The sequence below is a fragment of the Ostreiculturibacter nitratireducens genome (genome assembly GCF_032670585.1).
GTDB classification, from domain to species: domain Bacteria; phylum Pseudomonadota; class Alphaproteobacteria; order Rhodobacterales; family Rhodobacteraceae; genus Ostreiculturibacter; species Ostreiculturibacter nitratireducens.
The window spans coordinates 329,238-346,296 of record NZ_JAVQHL010000001.1 but is presented as its reverse complement, the minus strand read 5'-3'; the positions used below and the strand labels follow the sequence as shown (position 1 = coordinate 346,296).

19 protein-coding genes are annotated in these 17,059 nt (G+C 64.9%); 5 read left to right on the top strand and 14 right to left on the bottom strand.

Going from position 1 to position 17,059, the window contains the following annotated elements; translation table 11 throughout:
- Positions 1-106 precede the first annotated feature (106 nt).
- The 4 genes from ABCN56_RS01620 to guaA all read right to left on the bottom strand — a co-directional run bounded on the left by ABCN56_RS01620 (position 107) and on the right by guaA (position 4,064).
- On the bottom strand, positions 107-1,159 hold the full coding sequence (locus ABCN56_RS01620) for a hypothetical protein (protein WP_343079023.1): 1,053 nt from the start codon (positions 1,157-1,159) through the stop codon (positions 107-109).
- Positions 1,160-1,245: 86 nt separating this feature from the next.
- Positions 1,246-2,139, bottom strand: a complete 894-nt coding sequence (locus ABCN56_RS01615; protein WP_343079022.1) for a DMT family transporter — start codon at positions 2,137-2,139, stop codon at positions 1,246-1,248.
- Between the two features lie 73 nt (positions 2,140-2,212).
- Positions 2,213-2,494, bottom strand: a complete 282-nt coding sequence (locus ABCN56_RS01610) for a putative quinol monooxygenase (RefSeq protein WP_343079021.1) — start codon at positions 2,492-2,494, stop codon at positions 2,213-2,215.
- A 10-nt stretch (positions 2,495-2,504) separates the two neighbouring features.
- Positions 2,505-4,064 (bottom strand): glutamine-hydrolyzing GMP synthase, encoded by a 1,560-nt coding sequence (gene guaA / locus ABCN56_RS01605; protein WP_343079020.1) that lies wholly within the window; start codon positions 4,062-4,064, stop codon positions 2,505-2,507.
- Positions 4,065-4,277: 213 nt separating this feature from the next.
- On the opposite strand from guaA, the gene ABCN56_RS01600 reads away from it, so the two are divergent.
- The gene (locus tag ABCN56_RS01600; RefSeq protein WP_343079019.1) at positions 4,278-5,825 is read left to right on the top strand and encodes a trimethylamine methyltransferase family protein; all 1,548 of its coding nucleotides are present in this window, start codon (positions 4,278-4,280) and stop codon (positions 5,823-5,825) included.
- A 61-nt stretch (positions 5,826-5,886) separates the two neighbouring features.
- Here the strand turns inward: ABCN56_RS01600 and ABCN56_RS01595 are convergent, their stop codons facing one another.
- Positions 5,887-6,180 carry a DUF6477 family protein gene (locus tag ABCN56_RS01595; RefSeq protein ID WP_343079018.1) on the bottom strand — a complete coding sequence of 98 codons (294 nt, stop codon included), beginning with the start codon at positions 6,178-6,180 and terminating at the stop codon, positions 5,887-5,889.
- A gap of 224 nt (positions 6,181-6,404) precedes the next feature.
- On the opposite strand from ABCN56_RS01595, the gene ABCN56_RS01590 reads away from it, so the two are divergent.
- Positions 6,405-7,553: a DUF6456 domain-containing protein gene (locus ABCN56_RS01590; RefSeq protein ID WP_343080093.1), complete on the top strand. Its 1,149-nt coding sequence runs from the start codon at positions 6,405-6,407 to the stop codon at positions 7,551-7,553.
- Positions 7,554-7,687: 134 nt separating this feature from the next.
- Positions 7,688-8,644, top strand: a complete 957-nt coding sequence (gene lipA / locus ABCN56_RS01585; protein WP_343079017.1) for a lipoyl synthase — start codon at positions 7,688-7,690, stop codon at positions 8,642-8,644.
- Here lipA and ABCN56_RS01580 read toward each other — a convergent pair.
- The 3 genes from ABCN56_RS01580 to ABCN56_RS01570 form a co-directional block, all read right to left on the bottom strand.
- Positions 8,641-9,588, bottom strand: coding sequence for a homocysteine S-methyltransferase family protein (locus ABCN56_RS01580; protein WP_343079016.1), 948 nt, complete (start codon positions 9,586-9,588; stop codon positions 8,641-8,643). The two genes, lipA and ABCN56_RS01580, sit on opposite strands and share 4 nt — an antisense overlap.
- Positions 9,589-9,663: 75 nt before the next feature.
- On the bottom strand, positions 9,664-10,554 hold the full coding sequence (locus ABCN56_RS01575; protein ID WP_343079015.1) for a c-type cytochrome: 891 nt from the start codon (positions 10,552-10,554) through the stop codon (positions 9,664-9,666).
- A 57-nt stretch (positions 10,555-10,611) separates the two neighbouring features.
- Complete coding sequence (locus ABCN56_RS01570) at positions 10,612-11,076, bottom strand: c-type cytochrome (RefSeq protein ID WP_343079014.1); 465 nt, start codon at positions 11,074-11,076, stop codon at positions 10,612-10,614.
- A 99-nt stretch (positions 11,077-11,175) separates the two neighbouring features.
- On the opposite strand from ABCN56_RS01570, the gene ABCN56_RS01565 reads away from it, so the two are divergent.
- Positions 11,176-12,039, top strand: coding sequence for a LysR family transcriptional regulator (locus ABCN56_RS01565; RefSeq protein ID WP_343079013.1), 864 nt, complete (start codon positions 11,176-11,178; stop codon positions 12,037-12,039).
- Here the strand turns inward: ABCN56_RS01565 and ABCN56_RS01560 are convergent.
- The gene (locus tag ABCN56_RS01560; protein ID WP_343079012.1) at positions 12,024-12,218 is read right to left on the bottom strand and encodes a hypothetical protein; all 195 of its coding nucleotides are present in this window, start codon (positions 12,216-12,218) and stop codon (positions 12,024-12,026) included. The two genes, ABCN56_RS01565 and ABCN56_RS01560, sit on opposite strands and share 16 nt — an antisense overlap.
- A 46-nt stretch (positions 12,219-12,264) precedes the next feature.
- Positions 12,265-12,810: a hypoxanthine phosphoribosyltransferase gene (hpt, locus tag ABCN56_RS01555; protein WP_343079011.1), complete on the bottom strand. Its 546-nt coding sequence runs from the start codon at positions 12,808-12,810 to the stop codon at positions 12,265-12,267.
- Between the two features lie 71 nt (positions 12,811-12,881).
- Between hpt and ABCN56_RS01550 the strand changes: the two genes are divergently transcribed.
- Positions 12,882-13,340 (top strand): type II toxin-antitoxin system RatA family toxin, encoded by a 459-nt coding sequence (locus tag ABCN56_RS01550; protein WP_343079010.1) that lies wholly within the window; start codon positions 12,882-12,884, stop codon positions 13,338-13,340.
- 33 nt (positions 13,341-13,373) lie between these two features.
- Here ABCN56_RS01550 and ABCN56_RS01545 read toward each other — a convergent pair whose 3' ends face one another.
- The 4 genes from ABCN56_RS01545 to ABCN56_RS01530 all read right to left on the bottom strand — a co-directional run bounded on the left by ABCN56_RS01545 (position 13,374) and on the right by ABCN56_RS01530 (position 16,821).
- Positions 13,374-14,552 (bottom strand): ammonium transporter, encoded by a 1,179-nt coding sequence (locus ABCN56_RS01545; protein WP_343079009.1) that lies wholly within the window; start codon positions 14,550-14,552, stop codon positions 13,374-13,376.
- A gap of 166 nt (positions 14,553-14,718) precedes the next feature.
- Positions 14,719-15,192 (bottom strand): CinA family protein, encoded by a 474-nt coding sequence (locus ABCN56_RS01540; RefSeq protein ID WP_343079008.1) that lies wholly within the window; start codon positions 15,190-15,192, stop codon positions 14,719-14,721.
- 10 nt (positions 15,193-15,202) lie between these two features.
- A complete protein-coding gene (locus tag ABCN56_RS01535) occupies positions 15,203-15,697 on the bottom strand; it encodes a phosphatidylglycerophosphatase A family protein (RefSeq protein WP_343079007.1) in 495 nt (164 codons plus the stop codon).
- Positions 15,694-16,821 (bottom strand): bifunctional 2-C-methyl-D-erythritol 4-phosphate cytidylyltransferase/2-C-methyl-D-erythritol 2,4-cyclodiphosphate synthase, encoded by a 1,128-nt coding sequence (locus ABCN56_RS01530; protein ID WP_343079006.1) that lies wholly within the window; start codon positions 16,819-16,821, stop codon positions 15,694-15,696. The genes ABCN56_RS01535 and ABCN56_RS01530 overlap by 4 nt, the downstream gene beginning before the upstream one ends.
- Between the last annotated feature and the right edge of the window lie 238 nt (positions 16,822-17,059).

Here is a 17,059-nt window from a genome sequence, read left to right as displayed (position 1 = left end):
GATTTACACGAGAAATCTTCGGGACATGCCGGCAATTGCGGAGATCGCGCCGCGATGGACGTCAGGCGGCAGACGCTCGCCGGGGCGTTGGCGTGGTTCAGAAGGATCAGAAGGAATAGCCCACGCGCAGCCCGGCGCCCCATCCCGAGTTGTCCGTGAAGCTGCTGCCGACGCCCCTCGTGATCGCGTCCCCGATCTCGACGTAGCGCAGGCCGCCGGTGATCTTGACCTTGCCCTCGGTGTAGGTGGCTCCGATAGCGATGCTGCGGAAACCGTCGGTCGGACCGAGGTTCCCGACCGGGTCGCCCTTATGCGCCTCGTAACCCAGCGTGATGGCGGCCGACCAGTTGTCACTGAACCTTCGTCCGACGCCCAGATTGTAGGTGGTGAAGTCGTTTTCGTAGTCCACCCCCGGCAATCCGGTGTCGGGCGAAATGATGTCGAAGACCGACCAGTCGGCCCAGCGGATCGAGCCGAAGAGAAGCGTATCGGCGGCTATGCCCGTCTGGAACTCGAGATTCACGGATTGCGGTGTCGTCGTGTCGAACTTGGTGTCAAGGGCACCGTATTCCACCGCTTCGATATCGTGCGTGATCTCCGAATTGTAGGTCAGCGAAACGCGCGCTGCGATTTCGGGCTTCTCCCATGCCACACCGACCACATAGCCAAGCTTGTAGTCGGTGCTGGTGGACAGGGTGTAATCGGCGAAGAATGGGATCGCCACGTCGCCCGCGATCGACTGTGCCCTGAGGCCGCCGATCAGCGAGATGTTGGAAGGCAGCTTGTAGCGCAGGACCGCCGTGACCGAGTTCGCCCGAAGCTCGGCCGTGGAGCCCTCGAACGGGTATCCGGTGCCCGTCGGATAGGCGACGTCGGCCGCGAAAGGCTGCTCGTAGATAAGGGCGATATCGACCTTGTCTCCCAGGGGCTGCTTGTAGCCGAAGGACAGAGTCGTGTAGGCGGGGGCCATGTCTCCTGACGGCACGGCGCCGAGGAACAGTCCCGAGACGGTCGGGGATGCATAGCCCAGAGAGAACTCGGCGTATCTGCCTTCTTCGAAGAGGATGGCGACCGACTGCGCCGACCGCTCGATTCCTCCCGCCAGCGCCCCGGTGGTCCCGAGGACGAAACTCGCGACCGTCGTCAGTGCTTTTTTCATTTGTTGGCCATCCCCAGTTTTCGCCAAAGAGGACAGCACGGAACGACAAGAATCAACCCGGATGTAGCGTCGCGCAGCCGTGCCACTCAAGTCACTGTCACCGCCGCGACACGCCGGGATCGCGCCTCGACCTGAACGTTGATCAGGTTTGCCGCGAAGATGACGGCGCCGCCGACGAAGACCCATATTTCAAGGGGTTCGCCGTATAGCGCCATGCCGACCGCGCCGATGATCGGCAAGCGCAGGAAATCGATCGGCGTGACGACGGACGCCGGCGCAAGGCTGAGAGCCCGCGTGAGGCAGAAATGCGCGATGAGGCCAGCAAGGCCAATGACGATCAGCCACGGGATGTCCTCGGTCAGGGGCAGAGCGACATCGCCATCGATTCCGGCGAGAGTCAGGCCGAAAACGAACTGCGTGACGGCAAGCCAGAACAGGATTTCGGTGATCGTCGTGCGGCGCGTCAGCCGCTTCGTGACGATAGCCGACCCGGCGAAACCCACGGCGCACAACAGCGCGGCGACGAGGCCAAGCGAAAGCCCTCCCGCCGCCCAGGGCCGCGCGACGATGAGGATGCCGACGAAGCCCACGAACGCGGTAAGGATGCGCACGGGTGGAAGCCGTTCACCGAGAAAGAGCGGGGCCGTCAGCGCGACGATGATCGGATAGGAAAACTCGAGCGCGAAGAGCTGCGCCAACGGGATGAGGAGCAGCGCGTAGAGCCAGAGGTTCTGCCCGGCAAAATGAAAGACGTTGCGCAGGATATGCACCTTCAGGTGGCGCGTTCCGATCTGGCCGCGCGTGCCGGCGAGCGTCGACACGAGGAGAACCGTGAATATCCCGATCGCCGAGCGGTAGGTCATCACCTCGAAGGTGTCGAGCGCGGTGCCAATTTCGCGCCCCGCAACGGCCATGGAGGAAAAGCCCAGAATCGAGCCGGACATCCATGCGGCAGCGCGGAAGGGGTGAATGTCGTTCATGTCGCGCGGCGCCTCCCGTCGGCTGGACCGTTCTTGTCATGATCTGGCCGAATAATGCGACCCCTGCGCACGTTCATTGCTCGCTGATCCGCAATTCGCGGATGATACCCTTGGTGCCCTTGGCCCAGACCGAGGCACGGGTCCTTTCCCGGTGCGCGTCGTAATCCTCGGGCGAGGCGAAGACCTGGTGGACGGCGAATCGGCAGGGGTCCGACATCGACCGGAACACCTCGAAACGGAGGCACCCCGCTTCGGCGCGGGTCAGGCGGGTGTGTTCCGGCAGAAGGGAAGCGGCACGGTCTGCCTCTTCGAGGCTGCGGCAGATCAGGAAGCCGGTGACCGTGACGCGGGGCACAGCGTGGCCCTCATTCCCATTCGATCGTCCCGGGGGGCTTCGACGTTATGTCGTAAGTGACCCGGTTGATGCCCTTGACCTCATTGATGATCCGCGTTGCGGTTTCGCCGAGGAATTCGTGGGTGAACGGGTAATAGTCGGCGGTCATGCCATCGACCGAGGTCACGGCGCGCAGAGCGCAGGCGTAGTCATAGCTGCGCCCGTCGCCCATGACGCCCACCGTCCGGACCGGCAGAAGCGCCACGAATGCCTGCCAGATCTCGTCATAGAGGCCGTGGCGCCGGATCTGGTCGATATAGACCGCATCTGCCCGGCGCAGGATTTCAAGCTTTTCGCGGGTGATCTCGCCCGGGCAGCGGATCGCGAGGCCGGGGCCAGGGAAGGGGTGGCGGCCGATGAATTTCGGAGGCAGCCCAAGCTCCCGTCCCAGCGCACGGACCTCGTCCTTGAAGAGCTCCCGCAGCGGTTCGACGAGCTTCAGGCCCATCTTCTCGGGCAGGCCGCCGACGTTGTGGTGCGACTTGATCGTGACCGAGGGGCCGCCGGAGAAGCTGACGCTTTCGATCACGTCGGGGTAGAGCGTGCCCTGCGCGAGGAATTCCGCACCGCCCACGGATTTGGCGTGCTTCTCGAACACCTCGATGAAGAGCCGCCCGATCGTCTTGCGCTTCACCTCGGGGTCGGTGACGCCTTCAAGCGCGCCGAGGAAAAGATCCGCTTCGTCGGCGTGGATCAGCGGGATGTTGTAGGTGTCGCGGAACATCGACACCACTTCCTCCGCCTCGCCGAGCCGCATCAGGCCGTGATCGACGAAGACGCAGGTCAGCTGATCGCCGATCGCCTCGTGGATCAGAACGGCAGCCACCGACGAATCGACGCCGCCGGACAGGCCGCAGATCACCTTGCGGTCACCGACCTGTTCGCGGATCAGACGGATCGCCTCGTCCTTGTAGGCACCCATCGTCCAGTCGCCGGTGAACCCGGCTAGGCGCACGAAGTTTTCCAGAAGCCTGCGCCCGTTCGGCGTGTGGTGAACCTCCGGGTGGAACTGCACCGCGTAGAAGTGGCGGGCCGCATCTCCGATCATGGCGTAGGGCGCGTTTGGCGAGGTGCCGATCACCTCGAACCCCGGCGCAAGAAGCGTCACGCGGTCGCCGTGGCTCATCCAGACTTCCTCGCGGCCAGTGCCGAAGAGGCCCGCGAAGATGCCATCGTTCTTGTGACCTTCCGTCGGCGTCACGAAGGCGCGGCCGAACTCGGCGTGATGACCTGCCTCTACGCGGCCGCCGAGCTGTTCCATCATCACTTGCTGGCCGTAGCAGATTCCGAGGATGGGCAGGCCCATCTCGAACACGGCTTGGGGCGCGCGGGGGCTGCCCGGCTCCGTCACGGAGGCGGGGCCACCAGACAGGATGACCGCCCGCGGTGCGAAGTCCTCCAGGAAGGCCTCGGTCACGCGCTGGAACGGGTGGATTTCGCAGTAGACGTTCAGTTCACGCAGGCGGCGCGCGATTAGCTGCGTCACCTGGGACCCGAAGTCGATGATGAGAAGGCGCTGATGCTCGGTCATGTGCGGGGAATAGGCCGAGGCCGGTTCGCGCGCAAGAGGCGGAAGGGCGGGCCGGCAAAAGGTTTGTCGCGGCACCGGGCGCCGCGATGGCGCGCAACGACATTCCAGGGGGCCGCAATGTCGCTTTCGCGTGCGAAACGACGCAATCGACAGTCGGAAGGGGGCGGTGCCGCGTCTAAAAGGAAGCAGCTGCGTACGGCAGGAGGATTTTGGATGAGCGATGTAGAAACGGTTGGCCGAAGGGCTCGGGGTGGAGGAGGTGCCGCTCGGCGGGCTGAACGCACGGCGGTGCGGATTGAGGCCGCGAGGTTCATAGAGCGCAACATCCCGAATCTGGAGATCCTCAACGAGGAAGCGCTTCAGATCATCGAGGCCAATGCCGAAACGGTTCTGGCCGAAATCGGCGTGAACTTCGTCGAGAACCCGGAAGCCCTGAAACGCTGGAAAGAAGCCGGCGCCGACGTGGATGGCGAGCGGGTCCGGATCCCGCGCGGGCTTGCCCGACAGCTTTGCGCCACGGCGCCCTCGCGCATCATCCAGCATGCGCGCAACCCGAACCGCACCGTCGAGATCGGTGGCAGGAGCCTGGTTGTCGCGCCCGTCTACGGCCCTCCCTTCGTCCGTGACGTGAAAGGCGGTCGGCGCTATGCGACGATCGAGGATTTCCGCAATTTCGTGAAGCTCGGCTACATGTCGAAGTGGCTGCACCACTCGGGCGGCACGGTTTGCGAACCGACCGACGTTCCGGTGAACAAGCGCCACCTCGACATGCTCTATGCGCACATGACGCTGTCGGACAAGCCCTACATGGGTTCGGTCACCGAGCCGTCGCGCGCCGAGGATTCGGTCGAGATGTCGAAGATCCTGTTCGGGTCGGACTTCGTCGACCAGAACACGGTGATGACCTCGCTCATTAACATCAACTCGCCGCTGACCTTCGATTCCATCATGATGGGCGCGCTGGAAGTCTACGCCAAGGCGAACCAGGCCTGCATCGTCTCGCCGTTCATCGTCGGCGGCGCGATGGCGCCGGTGTCGGTGGCGGGCACGCTGACGCAGGTGCTGGCCGAGGTGCTGGCGGGCGTCGCCTATTCGCAGCTGATCCGCAAGGGCGCCCCGGTGATCTTCGGCGCCTTCGTGACCTCGATCGACATGAACTCCGGCGCGCCGACCTTCGGAACCCCCGAGGCTTCGCAGATCACTTACGGCGCGGGCCAGCTTGCCCGCCGGCTGGGGCTTCCTTACCGCTCCGCCGGTTCGTTCTGCGGCTCCAAGCTGCCGGACGCGCAGGCCGCCTATGAAACGGCGAACTCGCTCAACATGGGCCTTCTCGCGGGCGTGAACTTCATGCTCCATTCCTGCGGTTGGCTCGAGGGCGGTCTGGTTTCCTCGTATGAGAAATTCGTCATGGACGCCGATCAGCTTGGCGTCCTGCACCGCCTCGCGGCCGGCGTCGACATGAGCGAGAACGGCCAGGGCATGGAAGCGATCCGCGAAGTCGGGCCGGGCGGCCACTATCTGGGCTGCGCCCATACGCAGGCGAACTTCAAGGAAGCCTTCTGGCGCACCGAACTTCTCGACTACAAGCCGTTCGAAACCTGGGAAGAGGAAGGCGCACGGGACACCATCGCCCTCGCCGAGGCCCGCGTCGCGAAGCTTCTGGCCGATTACCAGAAGCCGGCGATCGATCCGGCCATCGAGGAAGCGCTCACGGAATACGTGGCGAAGAAGAAGGCCTCGATGCCCGACGCGTTCATGTGAGACACGTCTCAGGCAAACGTCAGGAAGGGCGGGATTGTTCCCGCCCTTTCCTTTTTGTCGATCAGACGCCGACGGGGCCTCGCGATATCAGGCGGACCTCCGCCATGAGCGCGATGAGGATCTCGATGTGCCGCGATATGGAATAGGCGGCGTCGCCCGCAAGGCGGGTCTCCTCAAGCTGCTCTTCCTCGGCAAGTAGTGCGGGGACCGCGCGTTCCGGAGCGGGCGCGACCGGACTGCGTATCAGTCGCTTCAGGTCGCGGGCACGGTTGTATTCGGACAGGCCAAAGCGCGCGGCGCGGACCAAGAGCCGGGGACGGCGAAGTTCGGCAACGCGGGCAGCGGGGTCGGTCATTTCTCTCTCCGAAAAGGCAGTTTCCGGGGGGAGAGTGACACAACCTAAACGGGTGTTGCGCCTGGGCGTTTTCTGGCGTGCGATCCTTTCAAAGATATTTATGTTTTGTGAACAATTATCAGCGACGCGCCTGATCTTAACGAACAGGTAACGATATCAACTGACGGTTGAGTTTCGCTGGAATTGGGCCGGGCCGAAAACCCGGCCGGAACTGGGGGATGAAGATGGCGGTTCTGGCGAATGCGAGCGGGGAATTTCCCGCATGGCTGCCCGAAACCGCGCTGCTCTACCTGCGTCATGTGGAGGAAGGCGTCTCGATCAGGGCGCTGGCTCGCAGCGAAGGGTGTCACGCTTCCACGGTCCTGCGAAAACTCCGCCGGTACGAAAACCGGCGGGAAGACCCGCTCGTTGATGAGGCGCTTTCAAGACTCGGTCTTCGGATTTCCGCTCGGTCAGCGGGATCGGCGGCCGAGGGCGACCATAACGCAGACAACGAGGACCCACTGCCGATGACCGCTGTTCCAAGATCGAAGGACGTAGTTGCCGACGAAACCACCGTCATGCGCGAGGCGCGCAGGATTCTGCGCCGCCTGTGCGAGACCGGCGCGATGCTCGCCATCGCTCCGGACCTGGAAAAGGCCGTAGTCCTGAAGGGCGCGCAGCGGGTCGCGGTTCTGGATCGCACGGTCGCTCAGGCCTTCGCGCTGAAGGACTGGATCGCGATTTCACGCTCCGGCAAGGTGACCGCCTACGAGATCACCGTGGCGGGGCGCGCCGCGCTGAAGCGTCTTCTCGCCGAGGATCAGGTCGGCCGCGCCCCCGGTTTCGCGGAGGCTCAGGCAGCGTTTTCGGGGCGCTTCGCGGATCAGCACCGGGTCTGGGATGAACGCAACGTCATGGAGCCCGGCGCCGCGGCGCCGCGGCGAATGCGCTATAACCTCGCCGAAAGTCCGGTCGCGGCCCTGGCGCGGCGCAAGGACAAGGATGGCGAACCCTTTCTGAGCCAGGACCTCGTAGTGGCCGCCGAACGTCTGAGAGAGGACTTCGAACTTGCCCAGCTTGGACCGCGCATCGCCCAGAACTGGGAGCGGTTCCTGACCGGCGGCGAACGGGGCGGATTCCAGCCCGGCGCGGGGCAGGGTGAGGGTTCGTCCAGAGCCCGCGATCGGGTGGCGGCCGCGCTGCGTGACCTCGGTCCGGGGCTTGGCGACATGGTCCTGCGGACCTGCTGCTTCCTCGAGGGTCTGGAGGTCGCGGAGAAGCGGCTCGGATGGTCCGCGCGCTCGGGGAAGATCGTTCTCAGGATCGCTCTGATGCGACTGAAGCGCCACTACGAGGAAACCTATGGCAGCGCGCGGCCTCTCATCGGCTAGCGGTGCACGCGGCTGGCGCCATGGACGCCGGATCATCCCCGGCGCCATGACCCAGCCGAAAACCAGCCCTTCGCAGAGGTGCTTGGACAAGCGGACAAGGTTGGGCTATGGAATGCGCAATCCCAGGAGGCAGCATGAGCCCGCGCGACCTGAAGATCCCAAGCGAACGTCACCCGGAAAAGGCGCACCGGCCGGATCAGGCCCAGCCCAAGAAGCCGGAATGGATACGCGTCAAGGCGCCCACCTCGGCGGGCTACAAGGAGACGCGGGACATCCTGCGCAACAACAAGCTCGTCACGGTCTGCGAAGAGGCTGGCTGCCCGAACGTGGGCGAGTGCTGGAGCCAGGGCCACGCCACCATGATGATCATGGGCGACATCTGCACCCGCGGCTGTTCCTTCTGCAACATCGCGACGGGGCGCCCGGACGATCTCGACGCCTTCGAGCCGGGCCGCGTCGCGCATGCGGTTCAGACGCTCGGGCTTTCGCATGTCGTCATCACCAGCGTCGACCGTGACGACCTGGAAGACGGCGGCGCGGAGCACTTCGCCCAGACCATCCGCGCGGTGCGCCACCGTTCGCCCGAGACGACGATTGAAATCCTGACGCCCGATTTCCTGAAATGCTCCCCCTCGGCGCTGGAAAAGGTGGTCGAGGCGAAGCCCGACGTGTTCAACCACAACCTCGAAACCGTTCCGGGGCTCTATCCTTCGGTTCGTCCGGGCGCGCGCTATTTCCACTCGTTGCGGCTTCTCCAGCGCGTGAAGGAACTCGATCCGACGATGTTCACGAAGTCGGGGATCATGGTCGGCCTCGGCGAAGACCGGCAGGGCGTCCTTCAAGTCATGGACGACATGCGCGCTGCCGACGTCGACTTCCTGACGATCGGGCAATACCTGCAACCGACGCCGAAGCACCATAGGGTGGATCGTTTCGTGACGCCCGAGGAATTTGCCGGATACGCCAAGGCGGCGCAGGGCAAGGGTTTCCTGATGGTCTCCGCCACGCCGCTGACGCGATCCTCCTACCACGCAGGCGAGGATTTCGCGCGGCTCCGCGCGGCGCGTCTGGAAAGGCTCGGAAAGGCCTAGGCGCAGGCGCGCAGGGCCCGGACGCCCCTGGCGATTTCCGCAAGGTGGCGCTCGTCCGTTCCGCAGCAGCCGCCAAGGATATCCATCCCCGGATAGCGCCGCGCGAGGTCGGTCATCTGCTGCCCCAGTTCAACCGGATCGCCGTCCTCGAGATGGCCGAGCTTGCAGAGTGCGATCTTTTCCATCTTCGACGCGTTCGGACGGACATACCTGATGCGCGCCGCCCAGTCGCCCGGTTCGAAGGCTGGCTCGAATTCCACCGGGTGGGAACAGTTGACCCCGTAGAAATCGGGCGCGCCGCCGGTTTCCGCATCGACCGTCTCGATCGCCTCACGCAGGCTCGGCCCTGACGCCAGACGTGACGAGCTGTCGAGCGTGAAACTCAGGCCCAGTGGCATGTCCACGGCCTTGGCGGCGCGGGCGACGCCGATGGCTTCGGGGACGCTGTTGAAGGTCATGGCGCAGGCAAGGTCGGCGCCGACCTTCTTCAAGGTTTCCAACTGGACGGAGTGATAATCCTCGGCCTCGGCCTCGGTGATCGTCTTGTTCAGGCTGTATGCGTCGCCGCGCGGCCCGATGCATCCGCCCACATAGACGTCATCGACACGCTCCCTGTATTCGTCCCGCAGCCCGGTCAGGAACGCGATCGCGCGTTCCTGCATTTCGGCCAGCCCGTCGAGAGAATAACCGAGAAGCTGCGCCCAGTCCGGGCTTGCCCGGTAGTCGACGCCGCAGACGACCATGCCCGCGCCATGCTCTTCGGCCGCATCGAAGTACCGCCGGAACATGGCCTGCATGACCTTCACCGCCTCCGGGTTCTCCAGCAGCGTGAACATTGCGAAATGCGGCAGGTCATAGCCCCATTTGTACATGACCTCGGTCTCGGTCCCGGCTTCGGTCAGGTAGATCCGGCCGGACTCTCGGGGCGGGAAATCCCTCGGCATCAGTTCCTCCCTCTGGGTCCTTGATCCGCAGGATACCACAAGGCGGCGATTTTGCCGAAAAGCCCTGTCCCGGAGCTATTCGACCGGGGGCACGATCTTCAGATAGGCGGCGATCGCGGCACGGTCTTCGGGCGGCAGTCGGCTCGTGTTTTCCACGACGAGGGCCATGTGTCCGCCCGCGCTGTCGTATTCCGGCGTGAAACCCGAGGTCAGGTATTCGACGATATCGGCCTCGGACCAGGCGAGCTTCGCCGGGGTGATGTTGGGGAAGGTTCCTTCGCCTGCGGGCACCGGGCCGCCGGCGAGCCAGCGACTGCGGTCTGAACCGCCCAAAGCGTTCCGTGGCGTATGACACTCGCCGCAATGCCCCAGCGCCTCGACGAGATAGCGGCCGCGCTCCTGTTCCGGTGTCAGATCGCCGTCAACGACCCAGTCTGCGCTGTAGAAGAGCGTCTTCCATCCGCCCAGGCTGCGGCGGACCGAGAACGGGAATCCCACGTCGTGGGGTTGGTTCGGCGTGGCGACAGGGGGCAGCGTCATCAGAAAGGCGTGGAGATCGGCGACATCCTGAAGCTCAGCTTTCGCGTAGCTCGAATAAGGAAAGACGGGGTAGTAGTGCTGGCCATCGGGGGAAACGCCTCGGATCATCGCGTTGGCAAGATCCTGCGCCGTCCATCCGCCGATGCCATGCTCGGCGTCGGGCGAGATATTCGGCGCGAGGAAGGTGCCGAAGGGAGACGGAAAGCGCTGACCGCCCGCGAGTTGGAGCCTGGCCTCGCCCTCGGCACCCGGAGCCATGTGGCATGAGGCGCAGCCGGCCGCCCAGAACACCTGCTCGCCGCGCACCGGATCGGGCGTCAGCCCCGCAAGCGCATCGTCGGGCAGCGGATCCGGCGCGGTCAGAAGCCAGAAGGCCGCCGCGACAACCAGTCCGGCGAAGGCGATGGCGGTGCGAAGGCGGCGCATCGGGAAAACTCCGGGCCGAGGCGGAAACCGGGCGGGCAGGGGCCCGCCCAACCGTCGTCACTCTGACGCGCGATAGGCCTTGTGACAAGCGCCGCAGGCCGCACCCAGCCCCTGCATCGCCGCTTGCAGAGACGCGAGATCCGTCCCCGCCGCGGCCTGCATCGCCTCCGCGGCCGCCTTCAGGTCGCTGGCCTTGGCGCCGATGTCCGAGCCATCCGCCCAGATCGCGGGCAGGGCTCGCGTGCCCTGGGCGTTCTCGTTGTCCGAACCTTGCGGCCAGACCATTCCGAGATTGAGGTTTGCCATGCCCGCGATATTGTCCGCGGCCACCTGCGCGGCGGCTGCGTCGTATTCCATTTCGCCTTTGGCCATCGCCCCGAGGGGGCCGAGGTTCATGGCATAGAAATTCATCAACCCCTGACGGGCCTTGATCGCCTGTGCGTGCGGGCCCGCGTCCTGAGCCGCGGCGACGCCGGTGAATGCAAGAACCGCAGCGGTGGCGGCAACAACGGCCTTCTTCATGACAGACCTCCCTTGGAGTTTCGGGGAACAATCCTCGAAAGTGTAGCTTGGGCAAGAATCGATACAATTTGCGATTTGCGCAGGATATATCTTCGATTCATGCACAGGGATAATTGGGATGATCTGCGCTTCGTTCTGGCCGTCGCCGAAACCGGATCGGTTTCGGGCGCGGCACGGCGTCTCGGGGTCAACCACGCGACGGTCCTTCGCCGGATCGCGGGTTTCGAGGAGCGTGCGGGCGTGGCACTCTTCGACAAGACCGCACGGGGATACGACGTGCCCACGGACAAGCGGCGGGTCGTCGAAGCCGCGCGCGAAGTGGCGGCGGCGATGCAGGCGGTCGACAGGGCGCTGCGCGGTGCAAAGGCGCCGCTGTCGGGCGAAGTGCGCGTGACCTCGACCGACACATTCTGCCAGGTCATCTTGCCCCCGATCGTCGCGGACCTGCGGCGCGAGGCGCCCGAACTTCGGATCGAGATTCTCTGCACCAACGCCCATGTCGACCTGGCCCGAATCCAGGCCGACATCGCCGTCCGGCCGGCCGTGGAACTGCCTGAGGATCTCGTCGGCGAATTCGTCGCCCGCCTGGGATTCCGTGCGTATGGCGCGACCGATGGGGGCGCGGATACCTGGCTGGGGCTTTCCGGTCCACTCTCGAGGTCGATGCCGGGCCGCTGGATCGAGGCCAACGTCCAGCCCCGGAACATCACCGGAAAGGCGGACAGTTTCGTGATCCTCCGCGAGATGGTCGCGGCGGGCCTTGGCATCGCGATCCTCCCGGTAGTGCTCGGCGAGGGCGACGCGAGGCTGCGGGCCCGCACCGATCTTGCCCCCGACCTGTCCGTGCCCGTGTGGGTGGCCAGCCATGTCGACCTGGCCGGTGTGCCGCGCCTTGCGCAGGTCCGCGCCCGGATCGCCCGCGCACTGAGAGAACAGGCCGGGCGGCTTCAGGGAACCGTCTGAACCTTCGGGACCCGTCCGGTGAAACGGCCGCTGCCGAAACCCTCGGGAAAGAGCCCGAGCCATTCGGCGCCCGCGAGCGCAAGGCAGATGGCTATGATCGACAGGATGAACACGACCCGCCGCGCCGAGGGCGGGTGACGCGCCCATTTCGCCATCCGGAAGAACCAGATCAGGCGCATCGGCGCTCCGCCTTCCACAAGTCTTCCGATTCTTTCGCCGTGAGCCTCATTCCGCCTCCGTGAAGCGCACCTTGCCGATGAAGGGCACGTTGCGGTTCCGTTGGGCATAGTCGATCCCGTAGCCCACCACGAATTCATCCGGGATCTCGAATCCCGTCCAGGTGGCCTTCACCTCGGCCTCGCGGCGCGCGGGCTTGTCTAGAAGCGCGATCGTCTCCAGACGCCTCGGGCCACGCGCGCGCAGCATATGGATGACATGGTGAAGCGTGAAGCCGGTGTCGACGATATCCTCGACGACGAGCACGTCCCGTCCCTGGATTTCCCCCGACAGATCCTTGATCAGCCTGACTTCGCGGCTGGATTCCATGGCGTCGCCGTAAGATGACGCTTCGAGGAAGTCGACTTCCACCGGAAGATCGATTTCGCGTACCAGGTCCGCGATGAAGACGAAGGACCCGCGTAGAAGGCCGACGACGACCAGCTGATCGGTGCCCCTGAAGGTCTGGGTTATTTCCTTCGCGAGCTCTTCGACGCGCGCGGCAATGGCCTTGGCCGAAATCATCTCGTCGATCACATAGGCGCGTTGCGGCATGGCGACCCCCTTGCATTGGCGGGCAGATTTTACGACATGGGCGGCCAGTGTCACGTAGGGTGCGGAGGATCATGCCCAGTCACAAGGAAAAGAGGGTGCTGCCTTACACGGCGACGCAGGTCTATGACCTCGTCGCGGATGTCGCGCGCTACCCGGAGTTCCTCCCCTGGACTGCGGCGGCCCGTATCCGCAAGCGCGAACCGCGTCCCGACGGATCGGTGCTGATGGAGGCCGACCTCGTCATTTCGTTCAAGGTCTTCCGCGAACGCTTCGGCAGCCGGGTGACGCTCTGGCCCGAGGAGAAGCGGATCGAGACGGAATATCTCGATGGCCCCTTCAAGTACATGCGGTCGCACTGGGTGCTCACCGACGTTGCTGGAGGCGGCTGCGCGGTCGACTTCTTCGTCGATTTCGAATTCCGGAACGCGATCCTTCAGAAGCTGATCGGCGTCGTCTTCGACGAGGCCATGCGCCGCGTCGTGCGCGCCTTCGAGGCTCGGGCCGAGCAGCTTTACGGCAAGCCGGAATGACCGGGGCCTGAGCGGCCCCGGCCGGATTTCAGGTCAGGACGCGTGGTCGTAGGCCCGCTCGCCATGAGCGGAAAGGTCGAGGCCGTTCGTCTCCGTCTCCGCGTCGACGCGCATCGACACGACCAGGCTTGCGGCCTTCGCGATGATCCAGGTCCCGACCAGCGTGTAGACGCCGACGATGACAAGTGTGCCCAGCTGCGCCGCCCAGGACGCCGCGCCGAAGACCGCGATCATGATGGTGCCGAAGATCCCGCCGACACCGTGGACGGCGAAGACGTCCAGCGTGTCGTCGATGCGCAGCCGGTCGCGGATGAGGGAGACTGCTTCCTGGCAGAGAATGCCCGCGATGCCCCCGATGATGAGCGCGGCGACGGGCCCGACGTAGCCCGAAGCCGGCGTGATGGACGCGAGGCCCGCGATCGTGCCGGTCACGAGGCCCACGACCGAGGCGCGGCCGAACTTGATACGCTCCCAGAGCGCCCAGGTCAGCGAGGCCGCCGCGGCAGAGATATGCGTCACCGTGATCGCCATCGCCGCAGTGCCGTCGGCCGCGAGTTGAGAGCCGCCGTTGAAGCCGAACCAGCCGACCCAGAGCATGCCGGCGCCGATCATCACGTATCCGGGATTGTGCGGGGGCGTCGTGCGGTTGCGGCGCGGGCGGATCATCAGGGCGAGAAGGATCGCCGCGAGGCCGGCCGTTTCATGGACGACCACGCCGCCCGCGAAGTCGCGCGCGCCGGTTTCGCCGAAGATCCCGCCGTCGGAAAGGAACCCGCCGCCCCAGATCCAGTGCGCGACCGGAGCGTAGACGAGGATCATCCAGAGGCCGGAGAACAGAAGAACGAAGCCGAAGCCCACCCGCTCGGCGTAGGCACCGACGATGAGGGCGGGGGTGATGATCGCGAAGGTCATCTGGAAGGCGAAGAAGAGGATTTCGGGCAGAGTGCCGCGCACCGCCGTCGCGTCGATCCCGTTCAGGAAGGCCTTGCCGAAACCGCCCCAATAGGCGCCGCTGTCGCCGAAGGCGATCGAGTAGCCGACCGCGAGCCAGAGGATGCTCATCAGGCAGGCAATTGCGAAACAGTGCATGAAGACCGAAAGCACGTTCCTTGCGCGGACGAGGCCGCCGTAGAACAGCGCCAGACCCGGCAGGGTCATGAACAGCACGAGCGCTGTGGCAACGATTATCCAGGCTGTATCGGCGGCGTTCATGGTTTTCTTCCCTCGCACAATCCAGTTTCCGCGCGTGAAAGCGTGGTTTCGCCGCCGAGAAAAGCGGCAACAGTGCCTGGAGATGCCCGGACAGCAGTCAGTTTTGCGACTGCCTCAATTTTGGGCGCAATCCGTGAGTGCTGTGTGATTTGTGGGCAGAGATTGATCAGCCGCGGCAAGCCGCGAGGAGAAGTCCTAGCGCGTGTTCGGTTGCGGCCTGACGCACGGAAGCCCTGCCGAGGGCCCCGAAGTCGACCGTCTTCGTCTCGATGGGTCCGTCCTTGACAGCGAGGCCGAAACACACCCGTCCCTCGGGCTTGTATTCCGACCCGCCGGGGCCGGCGATGCCGGTGACCGAAACCGCGAGGTCTGCGTCGGAACGGCACAGAGCGCCCACGGCCATTTCGCGGGCGACCTGTTCGGACACGGCGCCAAAAGCTGCAAGCGTCTCCGGATTGACGCCCAGAATGGCTTCCTTGGCCGCGTTCGAATACGTCACGAAACCGCGATCGAAGACATGAGAGGCGCCGGCCGCGTCAGTAATCGCGGCCGCGATCATCCCGCCCGTGCAACTCTCCGCCACGGCGATGAGAAAGCCCTTCGCGCGGGCTTCGGTCAGGAGCGTTTCGGCGATCGTCATGGCCATGACGCTACCGCATCAGAACGCCGTGGGACAGTGCGGCAAGAATGATCGTTCCGATTCCAGCGAATATGCCGGCCCAAAGATCGTCGAGTACGACACCTGCCGGGTCGCCCCGCCGATCCGCGCGGCCGATGATCCAGGGCTTCCAGACGTCGAAAAGCCGGAAAAGGACGAAGGCCGAAACCCAGCCGGGCCAGGGGAAGTTCCAGCTTTCTAGGCCGGCGAACCAGAAGCCCGCCGAGGGGAAGCACAGAGCGATCCACTGGCCGGCGACCTCGTCGATGACTATCTCGGACGGGTCTTCGCCGGGGCGATCCCGCAGTTCGCGGGCGACCGACCAGAAGGACAGGGGAATGACGGCGACAGTCGCCGCGAGCAGTAGGGGGAAATGGCCGAGGCCATGCAGGATAAGGCCGACCGCCACCGCAGCCGCCGATCCCCAGGTTCCCGAGGCAGGCCGAAGGAGGCCGACGAAGAAGAAGGTCGTGATGAGACGCGTCATGGCGAGACCAGTGTTGCGGTGGCAAGGGCGGCGATGCCTTCCTCGCGGCCGGTGAAGCCCAACTTCTCGGACGTCGTCGCCTTGACCGACACGCGGTTCGAGTCGATGCCGACGATGCGGGCGAGAACCTCAGCCATTTCAATGGCATGCGGGCCGATCTTTGGGCGCTCGCAAATCAGCGTCACGTCGGCGTTCGAAATGCGGTAGCCGCGTTCCCGCGCGAGGTTCGCGGCGTGAGCCAGGAAGATCTTGCTTGCCGCGCCTTTCCACTGCGGGTCCGAGGGCGGGAAATGCCTCCCGATGTCGCCTTCCGCGAGCGCTCCGTAGATCGCGTCCGTCAGCGCATGCATTCCGACATCGGCGTCCGAATGGCCGAGAAGGGACTGCGAATGGGCAATCTCGACTCCGCAGAGTATCACGCTGCTGCCTTCCGTGAACGCGTGCACGTCGAACCCGTGCCCGACCCTCACATCCATGTCGGCCTCCAACAGTTTCTCGGCACGGGAAAAATCCTCCGGGTGCGTGATCTTGATGTTCTGTTCCTCGCCCTGGACGATGGCTACCGGAATCCCGGCAGAGCGGGCCACCTCCACATCGTCAGCAGCATTGCCCGGATGAGCACGGTGCGCCGCGAGGATCTTTTCGAAGCGGAACCCTTGGGGCGTCTGCGCCCGGAAGAGCCCGCCGCGATCTACGGTGCCCACCACCTGGCCGTTATCGCCACGCCAGAGCGCGTCCGTGACGGGAAGGGCCGGGGCCGCGGCCGGCAGATCGCCGAGCGCCGTCAGCACGCGGCCGATAAGTGCCGGCGATACGAGCGGTCGCGCGCCGTCGTGGATGAGGACTTCTGTTACCCCCGCGCCATCAAGGCTTTCGAGCGCGTTCTTCACGCTTTCCGCACGCGTCGCTCCGCCTGCGACCAATGTCACCTTTCCGCCGAAGTCCTCGAGGCCGCGCGCCATGTCTTCCGGGTGGAGAACGACAATTACCCTGTCAAAGCCGAGGAAGGGCAGGACCGAACGCAGGAGCACGCTCTTGCCGGCAAGTTTGCGCCACTGCTTGGGCTCTCCGCCCCCCGCGCGGGTCCCTCGGCCTGCAGCAGTAATGATGGCGGCGCGTGTCATGACAACTCCGACTGTCTCTTGCGTCTCTAGGCGAGACGCGCGCGACTGACAATCCGGCGACGACCGGCTGGGTGTGATCAATTCTTAGGCATTTGGTGATTTTCGCAGACTTTTGAGCCTTCGAGACGTTGCAGCCCGGCGTTTCAGCAAGTACCTCAGGGTCAAGCCGCACAAGGAATAGGCATTTGAACAATATGTTTGCGGAATACAGCGTGGTGCCTTTGCGCAGATCCGCGGT